At 64.5% G+C, this 13,686-nt stretch carries 17 protein-coding genes; 11 read left to right on the top strand and 6 right to left on the bottom strand.

The annotated features are described in order from the left end of the window. Positions 1-451: 451 nt before the first annotated feature. The 3 genes from CH283_RS07280 to CH283_RS07270 are packed head-to-tail and all read left to right on the top strand — an operon-like array spanning position 452 to position 1,885. Positions 452-1,009: a flavodoxin domain-containing protein gene (locus CH283_RS07280; RefSeq protein ID WP_094640769.1), complete on the top strand. Its 558-nt coding sequence runs from the start codon at positions 452-454 to the stop codon at positions 1,007-1,009. Continuing rightward, entirely contained in the window at positions 1,006-1,449 is a 444-nt protein-coding gene (locus CH283_RS07275) for a universal stress protein (protein ID WP_068055036.1), read from the top strand. Before CH283_RS07280 ends, CH283_RS07275 begins: the two co-directional genes overlap by 4 nt. A gap of 10 nt (positions 1,450-1,459) precedes the next feature. Next, complete coding sequence (locus tag CH283_RS07270; protein ID WP_255183128.1) at positions 1,460-1,885, top strand: VOC family protein; 426 nt, start codon at positions 1,460-1,462, stop codon at positions 1,883-1,885. 22 nt (positions 1,886-1,907) lie between these two features. On the opposite strand, the gene CH283_RS07265 is transcribed toward CH283_RS07270, so the two are convergent. From CH283_RS07265 to adhP, 3 genes are all read right to left on the bottom strand, one after another. Further along, complete coding sequence (locus CH283_RS07265) at positions 1,908-2,495, bottom strand: hypothetical protein (RefSeq protein ID WP_094640768.1); 588 nt, start codon at positions 2,493-2,495, stop codon at positions 1,908-1,910. Between the two features lie 150 nt (positions 2,496-2,645). Continuing rightward, positions 2,646-3,410, bottom strand: coding sequence for a GAF and ANTAR domain-containing protein (locus CH283_RS07260; protein WP_068055038.1), 765 nt, complete (start codon positions 3,408-3,410; stop codon positions 2,646-2,648). A 115-nt stretch (positions 3,411-3,525) separates the two neighbouring features. Further along, complete coding sequence (gene adhP / locus CH283_RS07255) at positions 3,526-4,536, bottom strand: alcohol dehydrogenase AdhP (RefSeq protein ID WP_068055039.1); 1,011 nt, start codon at positions 4,534-4,536, stop codon at positions 3,526-3,528. Positions 4,537-4,792: 256 nt separating this feature from the next. Here adhP and CH283_RS07250 point away from each other — a divergent pair, with 256 nt between their 5' ends. Next, positions 4,793-5,245, top strand: a complete 453-nt coding sequence (locus CH283_RS07250; RefSeq protein WP_068055040.1) for a DUF1003 domain-containing protein — start codon at positions 4,793-4,795, stop codon at positions 5,243-5,245. On the opposite strand, the gene CH283_RS07245 is transcribed toward CH283_RS07250, so the two are convergent. From CH283_RS07245 to CH283_RS07235, 3 genes are all read right to left on the bottom strand, one after another. After that, positions 5,220-5,720 carry a flavodoxin domain-containing protein gene (locus CH283_RS07245; protein WP_094640767.1) on the bottom strand — a complete coding sequence of 167 codons (501 nt, stop codon included), beginning with the start codon at positions 5,718-5,720 and terminating at the stop codon, positions 5,220-5,222. The genes CH283_RS07250 and CH283_RS07245 overlap by 26 nt on opposite strands. After that, entirely contained in the window at positions 5,717-6,148 is a 432-nt protein-coding gene (locus CH283_RS07240) for a hypothetical protein (protein WP_141215214.1), read from the bottom strand. The genes CH283_RS07245 and CH283_RS07240 overlap by 4 nt, the downstream gene beginning before the upstream one ends. Before the next feature lie 268 nt (positions 6,149-6,416). Then, the gene (locus CH283_RS07235) at positions 6,417-7,796 is read right to left on the bottom strand and encodes an MBL fold metallo-hydrolase (RefSeq protein WP_094640867.1); all 1,380 of its coding nucleotides are present in this window, start codon (positions 7,794-7,796) and stop codon (positions 6,417-6,419) included. Between the two features lie 130 nt (positions 7,797-7,926). Here CH283_RS07235 and CH283_RS07230 point away from each other — a divergent pair, with 130 nt between their 5' ends. From CH283_RS07230 to CH283_RS07200, 7 genes are all read left to right on the top strand, one after another. Next, on the top strand, positions 7,927-8,700 hold the full coding sequence (locus CH283_RS07230) for a sulfite exporter TauE/SafE family protein (protein ID WP_094640765.1): 774 nt from the start codon (positions 7,927-7,929) through the stop codon (positions 8,698-8,700). A 135-nt stretch (positions 8,701-8,835) separates the two neighbouring features. Then, the gene (locus CH283_RS07225; protein WP_094640764.1) at positions 8,836-9,141 is read left to right on the top strand and encodes a three-helix bundle dimerization domain-containing protein; all 306 of its coding nucleotides are present in this window, start codon (positions 8,836-8,838) and stop codon (positions 9,139-9,141) included. After that, positions 9,135-10,019, top strand: a complete 885-nt coding sequence (locus CH283_RS07220; RefSeq protein WP_094640763.1) for a universal stress protein — start codon at positions 9,135-9,137, stop codon at positions 10,017-10,019. The genes CH283_RS07225 and CH283_RS07220 overlap by 7 nt, the downstream gene beginning before the upstream one ends. A gap of 118 nt (positions 10,020-10,137) precedes the next feature. Continuing rightward, positions 10,138-10,734 (top strand): Rv1733c family protein, encoded by a 597-nt coding sequence (locus CH283_RS07215; protein WP_141215213.1) that lies wholly within the window; start codon positions 10,138-10,140, stop codon positions 10,732-10,734. 44 nt (positions 10,735-10,778) lie between these two features. Beyond that, on the top strand, positions 10,779-12,266 hold the full coding sequence (locus CH283_RS07210; protein WP_094640761.1) for a bifunctional aminoglycoside phosphotransferase/ATP-binding protein: 1,488 nt from the start codon (positions 10,779-10,781) through the stop codon (positions 12,264-12,266). Continuing rightward, positions 12,263-12,463, top strand: coding sequence for a hypothetical protein (locus CH283_RS07205; protein ID WP_094640760.1), 201 nt, complete (start codon positions 12,263-12,265; stop codon positions 12,461-12,463). The genes CH283_RS07210 and CH283_RS07205 overlap by 4 nt, the downstream gene beginning before the upstream one ends. Positions 12,464-12,478: 15 nt before the next feature. Then, positions 12,479-13,606 carry a cation:proton antiporter gene (locus CH283_RS07200; RefSeq protein WP_094640759.1) on the top strand — a complete coding sequence of 376 codons (1,128 nt, stop codon included), beginning with the start codon at positions 12,479-12,481 and terminating at the stop codon, positions 13,604-13,606. The last annotated feature ends 80 nt before the right edge of the window (positions 13,607-13,686 follow it).

Here is a 13,686-nt window from a genome sequence, read left to right as displayed (position 1 = left end):
AGGGTACGAAGTACCCAATCGCCAGGGACCGGCGACGGACGACGGAACCCCCGGTGGTGCAGATCCATTCGGCCGCTCACCGCGAACACCTTCGGCGACCGCTGAGGGTCCTAAGTCCCTGTTTCCAGGCGCTCCCGCGCGGCAGAGTCGTCGTCAGTGATCCTCACGAGCAACCACCGACAGGACCGACCGGCATGACACTCTCCCTCACATTCGCTTTCGCTGTCGCAGCACTCTGTTTGCTCGCAGTGCTGCGGTCCGGGGTTCGCACTCCCGCCTGGGCAAGAGCGCGCGCCGTTACCGGTCCCGACACGTTGGAGGAGTTGTTCGCCGCTCGGTACGCACGTGGCGATATCGACTTGGCGCAATACCGCACATCCGTGGATCTCTTGACAGCACAACTCCATTGCTGACCGAACGCCGTACCTCGAGAAAGAAAGCAGAAGGCATCATGCGCATCCTGATCGCAACGGCAAGCCGTCACGGTTCCACCCGCGAGCTCGGACAGTGGTTGGGCTCGGCGCTGACCGCGAGACTGTCCGACACCGCCACCGCGGCCACGGTCGACGTCCGCGATGCAGCCGAGGTGGACAGCATCGCCGAGTACGACGCCGTCGTACTCGGAAGCGGCGTCTACATGGGCCGCTGGCTCGGTGATGCCCGGTCGCTCGTCGCCCGTGAGCAATCCGAACTCGAGACCAGGCCGGTGTGGCTGTTCTCCAGCGGGCCCATAGGTAGCGGGACACCGCCCACTGCGAAGTCGAAGTGGAGCGAGGCGTCCTGGGCAATCGAACACAAGGTGTTCGGCGGCAAGCTCGATCGATCGACATTGTCGTTGTTCGAGCGCGCGGTGGTCCGAATGATCAACGCCGGCGACGGAGACGACAGATCACGCGCCGAGGTCGACGAGTGGGCCGGAGACATCATCGGTGTCCTCACAAAGCGGCTTTCACCCTCCACCTCCGCCGTTGACAAAGGTTCATCACCCGAGAAAGGCCCATCCACATGACCGACACCGAGCCGACCGGCCGCCCCATCGTGGTGGGAGTCGACGGATCACCTTCGTCGATCCTCGCCCTGCAACGTGCGCAGCAGTTGGCCACCGCCTTGTCGACCACGTTGGAGGCAGTCACAGTCTGGCAGTACCAGCCGTACATGGACACCGGTTACGTCGTCGAAGTCGAGCCCGCGAAGAACGCCGAGACGATTCTCGCCGAGGCTACCGCTGCTGCGTTCGGCACCGATCTGCCCGTAGGCCTGAAACAGGTTGTGAGACAGGGTTCTGCAGCAAAAGTCCTGCTGGAGGCCAGCCATGACGCCGAGATTCTCGTTGTCGGCAGCCGAGGGCACGGCGGATTCGTCGGACTGCTCCTCGGATCCGTCAGCTCGCAGTGCGCGGAGCATGCACATTGCCCAGTGCTGGTGGTTCATTCGAGGGACCATCACTAGCGGGGCCGCCGTGCCCACACCGTCGCACATCGCGACGGTGGCCGTGGCATCGGCGCTGATCAGGGTTCGGGAACTCGAGCGGTCCATCGATTTCTACTGCTCGGTGTTCGAGTTCACCGTCTCCCTCCGAGAAGCGGACGCCGCACTGTTGCTGGCGCGAAACGGCTTTCAGATCTATCTGCACGCCGACCCACTGTCCTTGCCGCGACCGGTGACAGCTCTGGGAGTCAGCGAGATCATGTGGTCGGCTCAACGCGCCGAGTCACTCAACGAGATCGGGGCTCGGCTCCGCAAGCACTACCCGTCCACGTACGCCCACACAGCCGACGGAGTCAGTTTCGTCGACGGGTGCGATCCGGACGGCAACAGGGTTCTCGTGGCCTACCCGAGCCCAATGCAGTTGCCTCGCAGCGTCATCGAGCATCGTTTCCGCTGAATCCCGGCGGTGACACTGTGGGTCAGGAACCCTGCGGCGGAAACCATCCGCGTGCGTCACGCAGGGTTCTTCGAGCCACTTCGGCTGTGGGCGTCCCGGATTGCGCTGCCAATCGGTGCAGTTCGGCACGGCCTTCCGCCGCGCTGCGCCCGCCGACGATGAGCACTCCGATCGCCTGATTCACTTCGCTCACCGAAGCGAGCGCGTAGGCGGACCGCTCTTCGCCCGCACCGCGCAGGTGTCGATCGAGAACTGCGGAGTCGCCGCCGAGTCCGAGGGTGAAACTCACATCGGCGGCGAAGTCCACGAGAGCGCCTGCGGTGCCGGACAGAATGAGCAGATACTTCTCGGTCCCGATGCTGAGCGGGTCGGTGAGGGTGAGCCTGAGCGATGATGCCGGCTCGTGGTCGGCACTGTTCCCGGTCGATGCCAACACCTCGAAGTACTCACCGTCGACGATCACGGTGAGGGTTATCGAGACCACGGCCGATACGGCCGCGTCGATATCCGCGGACAGTCGGTCCACCAGTTGTGCGAGGTCGACGGTGGAGCTGTCGAGTGCTGTGGTCAATCGCGCCAGATCGGCGAGCAGACGAGGCTGCAATTTCATCGAGAATCCCGTGCGGCCCGACCGCCTGTTCGATTCTTCCGTGAATCCTGCCACGATGGATCTCCATCGTCCGGTGCAGGCGCGAGGCCAAAGTCGGAGTCCATGCCTCGAGTGCACCCGCATAGTCGACGCTACGCGCTTTTGTCCGGTCTATGTGCGTCGGCGACGCGCGCGTGCCACCTTCATCGCCTCGGCGACCATGGAATGGGCCACCACAGCGATCTTCTTGTGCTCGGTCTGACTGATGTCGCGAAGCTTGTCATACCCCTCGGCATCACTGCATCCGGTTCTACTGATCAGTATGCCGATGGCCTGATCGATCACGGCTCTACTGCCCAATGCCTTTTCCAGTTGCTCGGTCAGCTGCACTGCACTGTCCAACGCACGGGCATTCTGAGCCGAAATCGCCGCGGGCACGGCGAACAACTCGCCCAGTTCGGCCGCTCGATCGTCGAAGGCATTCGGCTTGTGCGCGTAGACATTCATCGCGCCGAGTACCACCGACTTGGTGATCAACGGCAGCGACAACACGCTGTGCACACCCAGCCGGCCCACCTGAGGTCCGAACTCGGGCCACTGCGGATCGGCGTCGAGCGAACCCGACCGAACGGTGATGCCCTCCTTCGCTGCGGTGATGCACGGACCCTGGCCCAGTCCGTACTGGATGTCGTCGACCACACGGACGAAATCCTCGCTGGCCACGATCGTCGCGGGAAGGTTGGGATGCAACAACGTCAACCCGGCTCCATCGGCACCCGGGATGGCCCGCACCGCGAATTCCGCAACGTGCGAGAGGGTTTCCGGTAGCGACATCGTGCTCATCGCCAACCGGCCGAGCCCGGCAAGGGCGGCGGCGAAATCGTCGTCGAACTCGTCGGTGACGGGTTGCTCCGGGGCGGGGTTCTCCGCGTGCATCGCTGCTCGATTCGTAGTGAGCACACATGCTGATCGAGCACGTGTCTGCCCTTCCGAACCCTACGGCGTTTCGGACATTACGGGAACATCGACCCGAGATCGGGGCCGTGCGCGCTCAGAACTCGAACACCTGACGAGCGGTGACGCGGCCACCCATGAGGTCGTCGAAGCACTCGTTCACTTCGTCGAGTTTGCGCGAGACGGCAGATACCGTGGTCCGCCCGGCCTCGTGCAAAGCGAACACCTCACGCAGATCCTTTCGGGTGCCGACGATCGAACCGAGGACGGAGATTCCGCCGACGACCGTCTCGAAGATCGGAACCGGGAACACACCGTGCGCGGGCATGGACACGCACACCAGCCGACCGCCGCGGCGCAAGGACCGGAATGCCTGATCGAACACGCTGGGGATGACGGCCAGCACGATGGCGACGTCGGCTCCGCCGAGTTCCTGGATGGCCTCCACCGGATCGGTCGTCGCCGAGTTGACGGTGTGGTCTGCGCCGAGTTCACGAGCGAGTTCGAGCTTCTCGTCCTCGATGTCCACGGCGGTGACGAATCCTCCGGCGATCTTGGCGTACTGCACTGCCATGTGACCGAGTCCGCCGACGCCGAAGATGGCCACACGCTGTGCCGGGGTGACGCCACCTACCTTGACCGCCTTGTACGTGGTGACGCCGGCGCAGGTCAGCGGAGCGGCATCGAACGAGGAGATGCCGTCGGGAACGCGGACGACATATTTCGCATGGGCCACAGCGTATTCGGCGTATGCCCCGTCGATCGAGTAGCCACTGTTCTGCTGCTTCTCGCACAGCGTCTCCCAGCCCGATACGCAATGATCGCATTCGCCGCACGCCGAACCGAGCCACGCGATCGCGACCCGCTCGCCGATTCGATCCTTCGACACCTGGGATCCGACTGCTTCGATCACTCCGACGCCTTCGTGCCCGGGAACGAACGGCAGGGTCGGCTTGGCCGGCCAATCCCCCTGCGCAGCATGGATATCGGTGTGACAGACCCCGCACGTCTCCATCTTCACCAGCACCTGCTCGGGTGCCGGTTCCGGAATCGGGATGTCCTTGACGACCAGGGGTCCGCCGAACTCGGTGACAACAGCAGCTTTCATCGTGGATCTCCTCCAACTATCGAAACCAATGCCGTTCTCGACCATCGAGCAATGCACACTGTCGATGGTCGGCGCTGCGACACTCGGCATGTAGGGCCGGAAGTCACCGCAGGTTCGGGACGTATCCCGAACCGACAGGGCGGGAGCAGAAAGGCCCGAGGAGCAGGGGCTTTCGTCCCTGGCACTGGTCGACGACCTCGGCCACACTCGGCAGCATGGATACTGCTGCACACTCCCGATCGAACACCTGCGAGCAATGAACCTGTGGCGAAGACACCCCGGGGTCCGAACCGGTGACGCACTGACCACCGGTGAGCGGGCGGCGGATTACGTCCGGAACGGAATGGGCTCCTGGCCGTTCGTGTTCCTGTTCCTGGGCACCATGACGCTGTGGGCCGCCTACAACCAGAGCGACGGATTCGACCCGTACCCGTTCATTCTGCTCAACCTGTTCCTGTCGATGATCGCGGGGCTACAGGGAGCGATTCTGCTGATCTCCGCGAAACGCGCGGACTCGGTGAGCAGTGAGGTTGCCGTACATACACTTTCGAACACCGCGCTACTCCAGGACATGATCGAGGCCAACACCGTCTTGACGGAGTCCGTGGCGCGGCTGGCGGCCGAGATTCACGAGCACGTCTGCCCGTCCGCTCAGCGTCTGGGTGCAGGAACGTCCCAGAAGGTCAGGAGCCCGGTGTCCCAGCCGTGAGACAGGCGAGTATCTCTCGGGCCCAGTTGCATACGAGCACCCAGTCGCGGAAGTCTCCGGCGACCGCTCCGGAGTTGTCGAAGATCTGACGCTCCCCCACCGAAAGTTTCTCGGGATCAAGCCTTCCGGGAAACGTTCGGTGCGCGATGGCATGCAACACCGACACCGCGTGTGCCGCGTCGGAGGTGACGTTGACCGGCCGTTCGCTCGAGTGCAGCGGTCCACAGGAGAACAGCCAGACGGGTGGATGGTCGGACCTGGACGCCCTGTCGACCAGAGCCTTCGCGGCCGGAACCCAGCGATCGGAGTAGACGGCGCTGCCGATGATCACCGCGTCGTAACCGTCCACGCGGGTCACGGATTCCGGGGCTTGGATGTCGACGTCGACGCCCTCGTGCTCGAAGACTCGACCCATTTCCTCGCCCAGACTGTGGGTCGCGCCATGCCGACCCGAGGTGCAGATCAGCAACCTCATACGTCGTCCGACAACAGATACGCGGACTTTCCCGCGGCAACCGTCATCCGCCAAACGCGAAGAGCAATGACGAGACCCAGCACACCGAACGATCCCAGCAGCCAACTCGTCTCACCGGTCAGGACCGCTTGAGCGACGATCCAGACCACGAGGAGCACGCCGGCGATGTGAGCCATCGGGCCCGAGCGTCCGCCGCCTGCGAAGGCAGACGCCGCAGCAAACCCCATCGGTATGCCGACGACCAACACCAGTGAGAGCGCTGTGAGCGTGACAGGCAACGTCCCCTGCACGTCAGGACTCGGATCGATTGCCCCCGAGACCAATCCGATCGCGGCACCGAACGCGTTGATCGATGCACCTCCGCAGACTGCGCCGAGCCACGGCCAGCGTCGAGTGCGTTCGGTGGCCACCCGCGTTGTCGATATCATCGGTCCAGCTTGTCCGCAGCGCACCGCGTGAACTAGGGCACAAGGTCCCTGCTGCCCAGGGTGATTCAGCGACCGAACAACGACCGCATGCTCGGACGCTCCGAGACGGGTGACGCTGATGCCTCACCGCAGGTGCAGCGGTCGGCCACGGACACCGTGGCCATGACGTCGTCGACATGGTTGCCGCAACCACCCCAGCCGGTCTTGTTGCAGGTGTTACAAGTGACGGGATAACACATGATTCTCTCCTCTACGATTCGGTGAAATGTCAGGCCGGAACGTGGGCGTCGGCCCAGGCGTTGTAACCACCCAGCAGATCCGAGACGTGCTCGAATCCCTGTGCACGGAGCAAGGATGCGGCCACACTCGAACGCCAGCCGCCTGCACAGTGCACCACGATCGGCTTACCCGTCGGAACGTGCTCGAGTCGAGTTCGCAGCTGCGCCAGGGGTATCGGCGTCGCTCCCGGGATCGTGCCGAGGTCACGTTCACCCGGATTGCGGATGTCCACCAGTGTCACTTCGTCCGCTGCGAGCATGGCATCGAGTTGCTCCACCGTGGTGCGCGGAGCGGTCTCGACCAGTTCGGTCAGCTCCGCAGGAAAGGTTCCGTCTCGGTCCACCACCAGGTAGCCGATCGCGTTGTCCGAGCCGACTCTGGCCAACCGCAGCGCGGCTTCCTGCTCGTCCCCCGGGTACGCGATGAGAACGATCCGTCCGCCGATCTCCGCGACCATGCCGCCGGTCTCGGCGAAGCGACCGTCGAAACCCACGTTGACCGATCCCCGAAGATGGCCGGCCGCGAAGTCGTCCACACTCCGCGCATCGAGCACTCGGGTGCCGGCAGAAAGCTCGCCTCGCACCTCCTCCGGCGTCAGCGCAGGAATTGTGCGGCTCGGTGACAGCAGCGGGTGCACCTGCTTGTTCATCGCGGCGTCGGCGGAGAAGTACGACGGCGCCGCCGGTTGACCTTCGGTGACCAGCGCAACGAAAGCATCCTCGGTCATCGGCTGCACCGACGGATTGGTCGCCCGCTGCTCGCCGATGGTGGAGGTCAACTCGGTGGACAGGTTCTTGCCACAGGACGAGCCGGCTCCGTGGGCGGGCATGACGACGACCTCGTCGGGCAGCGTCAGCAGTGTGTTGTGCACCGTCCGATACATCGCTCTGGCAAGGTCGGTGGTGGACCCGTCCCCGAGATTGACGAGATCGGGTCGCCCGACATCGCCGATGAACAGGGAGTCTCCGGTGAGCACGGCGGTCGGGGTGGCCCCGGGATGCTCGCGAACCAAGACCGAGATCGACTCCCAGGTGTGACCCGGAGTGGACAAGATCTCGAGTTCGACCTCGCCGAGGGACAGACGCTCCCCGTTGCGCAGTCTTCGAATGGGGTAGTCGGTCTCGGCCGATTCACCGAAGCCGATCCACGCGCCGGTCGCGTCGACCAATTCGAGGTGACCCGAGACGAAGTCTGCGTGAAAGTGGGTGTTGACGACGCCCTCGATCGTGAGGCCGTACTTCGCCGCATCGTCCAGGTACTCGGCAATGTCGCGACGAGGATCGACGACGATCGCGCGTCCGGTGCTCTCGTCGCCGATCAGATACGAAGCGTGGGAAAGGCATTCGAGGTAGTACTGCTCGAGAATCATGATTTCCTCCATCTGGCCGTCTCCGGGCGAATTTCGCGGGGCGGTAGACACAGTGTGCAATACCCCCTAGGGTATGTCAAGTACCCCCTTGGGGTATAAAGAGAACAGCAACCATGGGAGTGAACACACGATGACGTTGGCGCTGGCGCTCGGATTCGGTGCGGTGATCGGAATTCTGCTCGGCCTACTCGGTGGAGGCGGATCGATTCTTGCGGTCCCGGTGTTGGTGTTCGCCCTCGGCCTCGGCGTGGAGGAAGCGATCCCCGTCTCGCTGATCGTCGTCGGTACCGCCTCCGCGGTGGGAGTGATACCGAAGCTGCGAGCCCACCGAGTCGAATGGCGGCTGGCGGCCGTGTTCGCTGCGACCGGCATTCCAGCGACGTTCGCCGGCAGTGCACTCGGCCGGTTGCTTCCGGACAGGGTTCTGCTGCTCGGCTTCGCCGCCGTGATGGTTGCCGCAGGAGCGCGGATGCTCGCCGAGCGGGGAGATATCGGAACAGCCTGCAAGACATCGACATCGGGTATCAACTGGAGACGCTGCGCGCCACGTTCGATTCCGGCCGGTCTTGCCGTCGGATTCATGACCGGGCTGTTCGGCGTCGGAGGTGGCTTCCTGATCATTCCGGTACTGGTGCTGATGCTCGGCATAGAGATGTCTGTCGCTGTCGGAACCTCGCTGGTCATCATCGTCGCGAACTCCGTCGCAGGTCTGTTCTCACACCTGAGTGGTACGACCATCGACTGGTCGATCACCCTCGCCTTCGCAGGTACCGCGATCGTCGGCTCCCTCGTGGCCGCGCACTTCGGAAGTCGAGTCGATACCGCGCGGCTACAACGTTTGTTCGCCTACCTCGTGTTCGCCGTGGCCGGATACGTCATCGTCGACGCGGTCTTTCTGAGCTGATTCGGCCTCGTCCGGCCCTATGAGGGCCCTTCGATAACCGGCCAGCCGACGAAAGGCCCTACATCGCACGAGCCGCGCCGGGAACGCTCAGGGGAGGAGCACTCCATCTCCACGAGCGCGAGGTAGCCGATCTTCATGACCATCACCGACGCACCACCGACCACCCGACTGCTGCACGACGAATTGACATCGATTGCCGCGATGCTCGCCGCGAGGTTCCCCGATCTGACGCGCTCAGTCGTCGACGACGCAGTCCGCACCACCTACGACCGCCTGTACGCCACCGCGCGCGTCCACGGCCACCTGTTCCCACTGACGTCCAATCGTGCCCGTGTCGAACTCGAGCGCCTGCAAGCGGAACGAGCAATCGACGACGATCTGAAGACCGTCTCGGCGGAGATACGCCGCGCCCTGCCGCCCATGGCAGGCCGGTCATGGTGAACGCAGAGCCGCGACACCGACCCACGGACAACCCGGCCGCTCCCGGCTTCTGGGCGAAGACCTGCTGGGGTGACATCGTCGTCGCGCTCGACGGCACATCGAAGTCCCGCGACGCCCTGTCCTGGGCCGCGGGCCTTGCCTCTGTCACCGGCGCGCGCATTCGGCTCGTGCACGCACTCACCTCTCGCGAATCGGCCCGGTCGTTGGAGCGACTGCACGGTCGACGCCTTCTCCGATCGGCTCGTCGTGAACTCTTCGGTCTCGACCCCCGCATCGCAATCGATTCGATTCTGACGGACGATCCCATCGCCTCCGTTCTCGGCGCGCTGTCGCACACTGCTGATCTGATCGTCATCGGAGGTCGTGAATCGGGCCCGATCCGAGATGTGCTGTTCGGCCGCAACGCAACTCGCATCGTCGAAGAATCGTCGTGCCCGGTCCTGGTGTGGCGTCCCCAGCACGCGGATCTCACGCCGACCTCTCCGGTTGTCGTCGGCGTCGATCACTCCGACTCGTGTACACGAGCGATCGAGGCGGCCTTCTGGTTCGCCGATGCACTCGAGGTCCCACTCACCGCGCTGCACGTCGGATCGCCCCACCGTCGGCCTGTCACGAACGACGCCGAGCTGGAACAGATCCGAGCACTCGAATGGCTGGGCGGACGCCTCGACGCTGCCAAGTCCATGCATCCCACAGTCGACGTGCACCTGCATCTGCTCGACGCGTCCGCGGAGCACGAGCTTCGACTCGCATCGGCCACCGCACACCTCCTCGTGGTCGGCAGCCGCGAGCCAGGGCCATGGACTGGTCCGTTCACCGGATCGGTCGGCCAGTCGCTGGTGCATGCGTCGGGCTGCCCGATTCTCGTGGTGCGTTGAGTCCTCGAACTGCCGACAGCCCCCGGCTCATCGGGACCTTGTGCCCTTACGGATCCACTGCCCGACGCCGGAGACTCGTAGGAAACGAATGCACTTCGGGTGGGAGTAGGTGACGGTCATGTTCTCGGAACTCGCGCACCGGTGGTGGCGATACAGTCCGTGGATCTCCAATCCACTGATGCGGCTGCCGGACAGGATCGAACGAGCGGCTTTCGCCGTCGGGATCGCGGTGCTTCTACTGCTGGTTCCCGTGGCAGCGACGATCGGTTCGGTGACGTACAGCGACCTGTCGTTGCGGGCGCAACAGCAACGCGCAGAATACGTTCGAGTCGATGCCCGAGTGATCGACTCCGTCAGGACCGAGAGGTCCGAGACGGACGGTGCCGTGCCCGCCAGCGGTACCGCGACTGTGCAGTGGAGCGCGCCGGACGGCTCCATCCGGTCGGGATCGGCCCAGGTGCCGTCCGCTGTGCAGATCGGTGAGACGACTCCGATCTGGCGCGATGCGGACGGAAACCGCGTACGCGCTCCCGAGACCGCCGCCGGTGCCGTCGTCAACGGAACTGCCACGGCCGTGTTCGTGTGGTTCCTCGGTGCAGTCGTCGTCGGTGGTCTGGTCTATCTCACCACCAGGGCCGGCGAACGTTCACGAATGCGGCAGTGGGACAGGGACTGGCAACACTTTCTACAGGACCGCGACCATCCTTCGCGATAGTGCCGTCGATCTTGTTCTCCCCAAATCCATTCGAAGGATGCACTATGCCTGCAGTAGTTGATTGCGACCGAACAGGCCCGGCGGTCGTCGGCACCGCAGAGGTCCACGAAACGCACAGCGCGTACGTGTTTCTACTCGGTGATGTCGCCTACAAGATGAAGAAGCCGATCGAGACGGACTTCCTCGACTTCCGTACCGTCGATTCCCGATGGACCGCATGCGACCGCGAGTTCGTACTGAATTCCCGATTCGCGCCCGATGTATATATCGGTATCGCCGAGCTCACCGATCCTGGCGGCGGGCCCGCCGAACCACTGTTGAAGATGCGACGCCTCCCCGATTCGACCCGGTTGTCCACCCGCGCCGCGGCAGGCGACGATATCGGCACCGTCGTCGACCTCGTCGCACAGACTGTCGCGGTTGCCCATCGGAACAGTCCCCGAAGTACCCGCATCGACGACGAGGGACGACAGAGCGCTCTGGACGAGCGGTGGCGCAACAACATTCGTGAGCTGCGCACACTTGCGGTCGGCGTCCTCGACACCGCACTCGTCGACGAGCTCGAGTATCTATCTCTTCGCTACGTCGCCGGCCGTGCGGCCCTGTTCGATCACCGGATCTCGCGAGGCCGCATAGTCGACGGACACGGGGACCTTCTCTCGGACGACATCTTCTGCCTACCGGACGGCCCACGAATACTGGACTGTCTCGATTTCGACGACCGACTTCGGTTCCTCGACGGAATCGACGACGTCGCCTGCTTGGCAATGGATCTCGAATTCCAGGGACGCCCCGACGCAGCTCGACGCTTGGTGGCGTCATACCTCGAGGCGACCGAGGACGATCCTCCCTGCTCTCTGATCGATCACTACATCGCCTACCGCGCAACGGTTCGCGCCAAGGTCGCCTGCCTTCGCTTTCATCAGGGTCATGCGGCCTCGCAGACCGACGCGCTCGCCCACATGCGACTCGCGCTGGACCACCTGGTGTCCTCGATCACCATCACGTTGGTGGGAGGCCTGCCCGGCACCGGCAAGAGCACGGTGGCGGCCGCACTCGCGGAACGTACCGGGGCGGTGGTGTTGTCGAGCGATGTGGTGCGCAAGGAGAGCGCGGGGCTCGATCCACGGTCTCCGCATCCGTCGGCAGTCGGATGCGGGCTGTACACCTCTGAGAAGACAGCATCCACCTATGCCGAATTGATGCACCGGGCGCGCGAGCAGGTTGGGATGGGCCGTTCGGTCGTCATCGACGCCTCGTGGAACGACGAGAAGTCGCGCGAGCACGCGCTCGAACTGGCCGCCGGCACCCACACCGATCTTGTCGAGCTCGAATGCCGAACTCCCGAACACATTGCGCTCGAACGCATTACGACCCGTCCACACGGCGCTTCGGACGCGTCGCAGGCCGTGTACGACGCCATGGCCGGTGCCCGACGCCCCTGGCCCAGTGCAACCGTGATCGACACCTCCGGGACGATTGCCGACTCGCTTGCCGCTGTGTTCCCTGCATCCGAGGAGACGATGACATGACCGATCTCGACACCGAATTCGGCTCCACCGGTACGGACTACGAGTTCGCGTTGATGCGTAGCCCGTTGGCTGCGCAATTGCGTGTGGTCGAGTATCGGATGCGGGTGATGATGACCGAGCAGGGGGCGCTGCACCCTCGTGATCTTGTTGCGTCGGCGCTGCCGTCGAGTCGACGCCCGACGCTGAACTCTGCCTGACACCGGCGCGGGCGCATGACCTTCGAGACGCTCGCCCTGTGTGCCGCGGTGGGATTGTTCGGCCCACTGCTGGCGCTTCCACGCGGGCTTCGGATACCCGTCGTCATCGGAGAACTCGTCGCCGGAATTGCACTCGGTCACACAGGCTTCGGCGTTGTCGACCCGAGCGAGCAGACGCTGAGCTTCCTCGCGCAGGTGGGCTTTGCGCTCGTCATGTTCGTGGCCGGCAGTCAGGTACCGATTCGCGACCCGCGACTGCGCATCGGTGTCGGGGTCGGTGCCGCTCGGGCGGTGGCCGTCGGGCTGCTCGCAACCGCGCTCGGCTGGGCCGTTTCGGCAGCGTTCGATCCGCCTCATCTCGGTCTGTACGCGGTGTTGATGACGTCGTCCTCGGCCGCTGTCGTCATGCCGATCGTCGAGTCCACCACCATGACCGCTCCGGGCCTGATGGCCCTCCTGCCGCAGATCGCGCTCGCCGATGCAGTCTGCATCGTCGCGCTGCCCCTCGTGATCGATCCACAGCGGGCCGGTCCGGCCGCATTGGGATCTGCGACGGTTCTGCTCGCTGCCGCGGTGATCTTCGTCGTCCTGCGACACTTCGACATCTCGGGACTGCGCCGGCGCGTGCATCGGGTGTCTGCTCAGCGCAAACTCGCGCTCGAACTGCGACTGAACCTGGTTCTGCTGTTCGGCCTCGCGGCACTCGCCGTCCACACCCACGCCTCGGTGATGCTGGCCGGCTTCGGCTTCGGCCTGGCGATTGCCGCCATCGGAGAACCGCGACGCCTCGCCAAACAGCTGTTCGCCATCACCGAAGGATTCCTGGGACCACTGTATTTCGTCTGGCTCGGTGCATCCCTCGATCTGCGTGCCCTCGCCGGTCACCCGAAGATGATCGTGCTGGGGCTCGTCTTGGGCTTCGGTGCCATCGCGGTGCACGGTGCGATGCGCCTGACCGGCCAGCCCACCCGACTCGGGATACTCGCGGCAGCCCAGCTGGGCGTTCCGGTCTCGGCGGTGACATTGGGCGCGCAGAGCGGCGTCCTGGCTCCCGGTGAATGCCCTGCCATCGTGCTCGGCGCGCTGGTGACCATCGCGGCGGCGGCCGCAGCGTCGAGGGTCGCCGCTCGTCGTACGGTCTGACCCGGCGGGCCTGCGGCGGCGCAAGGCATTTGGGTGTTTCGAGTTCCGAGTGACGGGGAACATGGGTCCTGGAACGATCG

This window comes from Rhodococcus sp. 05-2254-2 (assembly GCF_002259095.1).
Classification (GTDB): Bacteria; Actinomycetota; Actinomycetes; order Mycobacteriales; family Mycobacteriaceae; genus Rhodococcoides.
Note: the sequence above shows the minus strand (reverse complement) of the source record. Positions and strands in the feature narration are given on the sequence as shown.

Bases quoted from the DNA above. Each gene is read 5' to 3' on its own strand.
- CH283_RS07280 (WP_094640769.1), top strand. From the start codon at position 452: ATGCGCATCCTGATCGCAACGGCAAGCCGTCACGGTTCCACCCGCGAG.
- CH283_RS07275 (WP_068055036.1), top strand. From the start codon at position 1,006: ATGACCGACACCGAGCCGACCGGCCGCCCCATCGTGGTGGGAGTCGAC.
- CH283_RS07265 (WP_094640768.1), bottom strand. From the start codon at position 2,495: ATGAAATTGCAGCCTCGTCTGCTCGCCGATCTGGCGCGATTGACCACA.
- CH283_RS07260 (WP_068055038.1), bottom strand. From the start codon at position 3,410: ATGCACGCGGAGAACCCCGCCCCGGAGCAACCCGTCACCGACGAGTTC.
- adhP (WP_068055039.1), bottom strand. From the start codon at position 4,536: ATGAAAGCTGCTGTTGTCACCGAGTTCGGCGGACCCCTGGTCGTCAAG.
- CH283_RS07250 (WP_068055040.1), top strand. From the start codon at position 4,793: ATGAACCTGTGGCGAAGACACCCCGGGGTCCGAACCGGTGACGCACTG.
- CH283_RS07245 (WP_094640767.1), bottom strand. From the start codon at position 5,720: ATGAGGTTGCTGATCTGCACCTCGGGTCGGCATGGCGCGACCCACAGT.
- CH283_RS07240 (WP_141215214.1), bottom strand. From the start codon at position 6,148: ATGATATCGACAACGCGGGTGGCCACCGAACGCACTCGACGCTGGCCG.
- CH283_RS07235 (WP_094640867.1), bottom strand. From the start codon at position 7,796: ATGATTCTCGAGCAGTACTACCTCGAATGCCTTTCCCACGCTTCGTAT.
- CH283_RS07230 (WP_094640765.1), top strand. From the start codon at position 7,927: ATGACGTTGGCGCTGGCGCTCGGATTCGGTGCGGTGATCGGAATTCTG.
- CH283_RS07225 (WP_094640764.1), top strand. From the start codon at position 8,836: ATGACCATCACCGACGCACCACCGACCACCCGACTGCTGCACGACGAA.
- CH283_RS07220 (WP_094640763.1), top strand. From the start codon at position 9,135: ATGGTGAACGCAGAGCCGCGACACCGACCCACGGACAACCCGGCCGCT.
- CH283_RS07215 (WP_141215213.1), top strand. From the start codon at position 10,138: ATGTTCTCGGAACTCGCGCACCGGTGGTGGCGATACAGTCCGTGGATC.
- CH283_RS07210 (WP_094640761.1), top strand. From the start codon at position 10,779: ATGCCTGCAGTAGTTGATTGCGACCGAACAGGCCCGGCGGTCGTCGGC.
- CH283_RS07205 (WP_094640760.1), top strand. From the start codon at position 12,263: ATGACCGATCTCGACACCGAATTCGGCTCCACCGGTACGGACTACGAG.
- CH283_RS07200 (WP_094640759.1), top strand. From the start codon at position 12,479: ATGACCTTCGAGACGCTCGCCCTGTGTGCCGCGGTGGGATTGTTCGGC.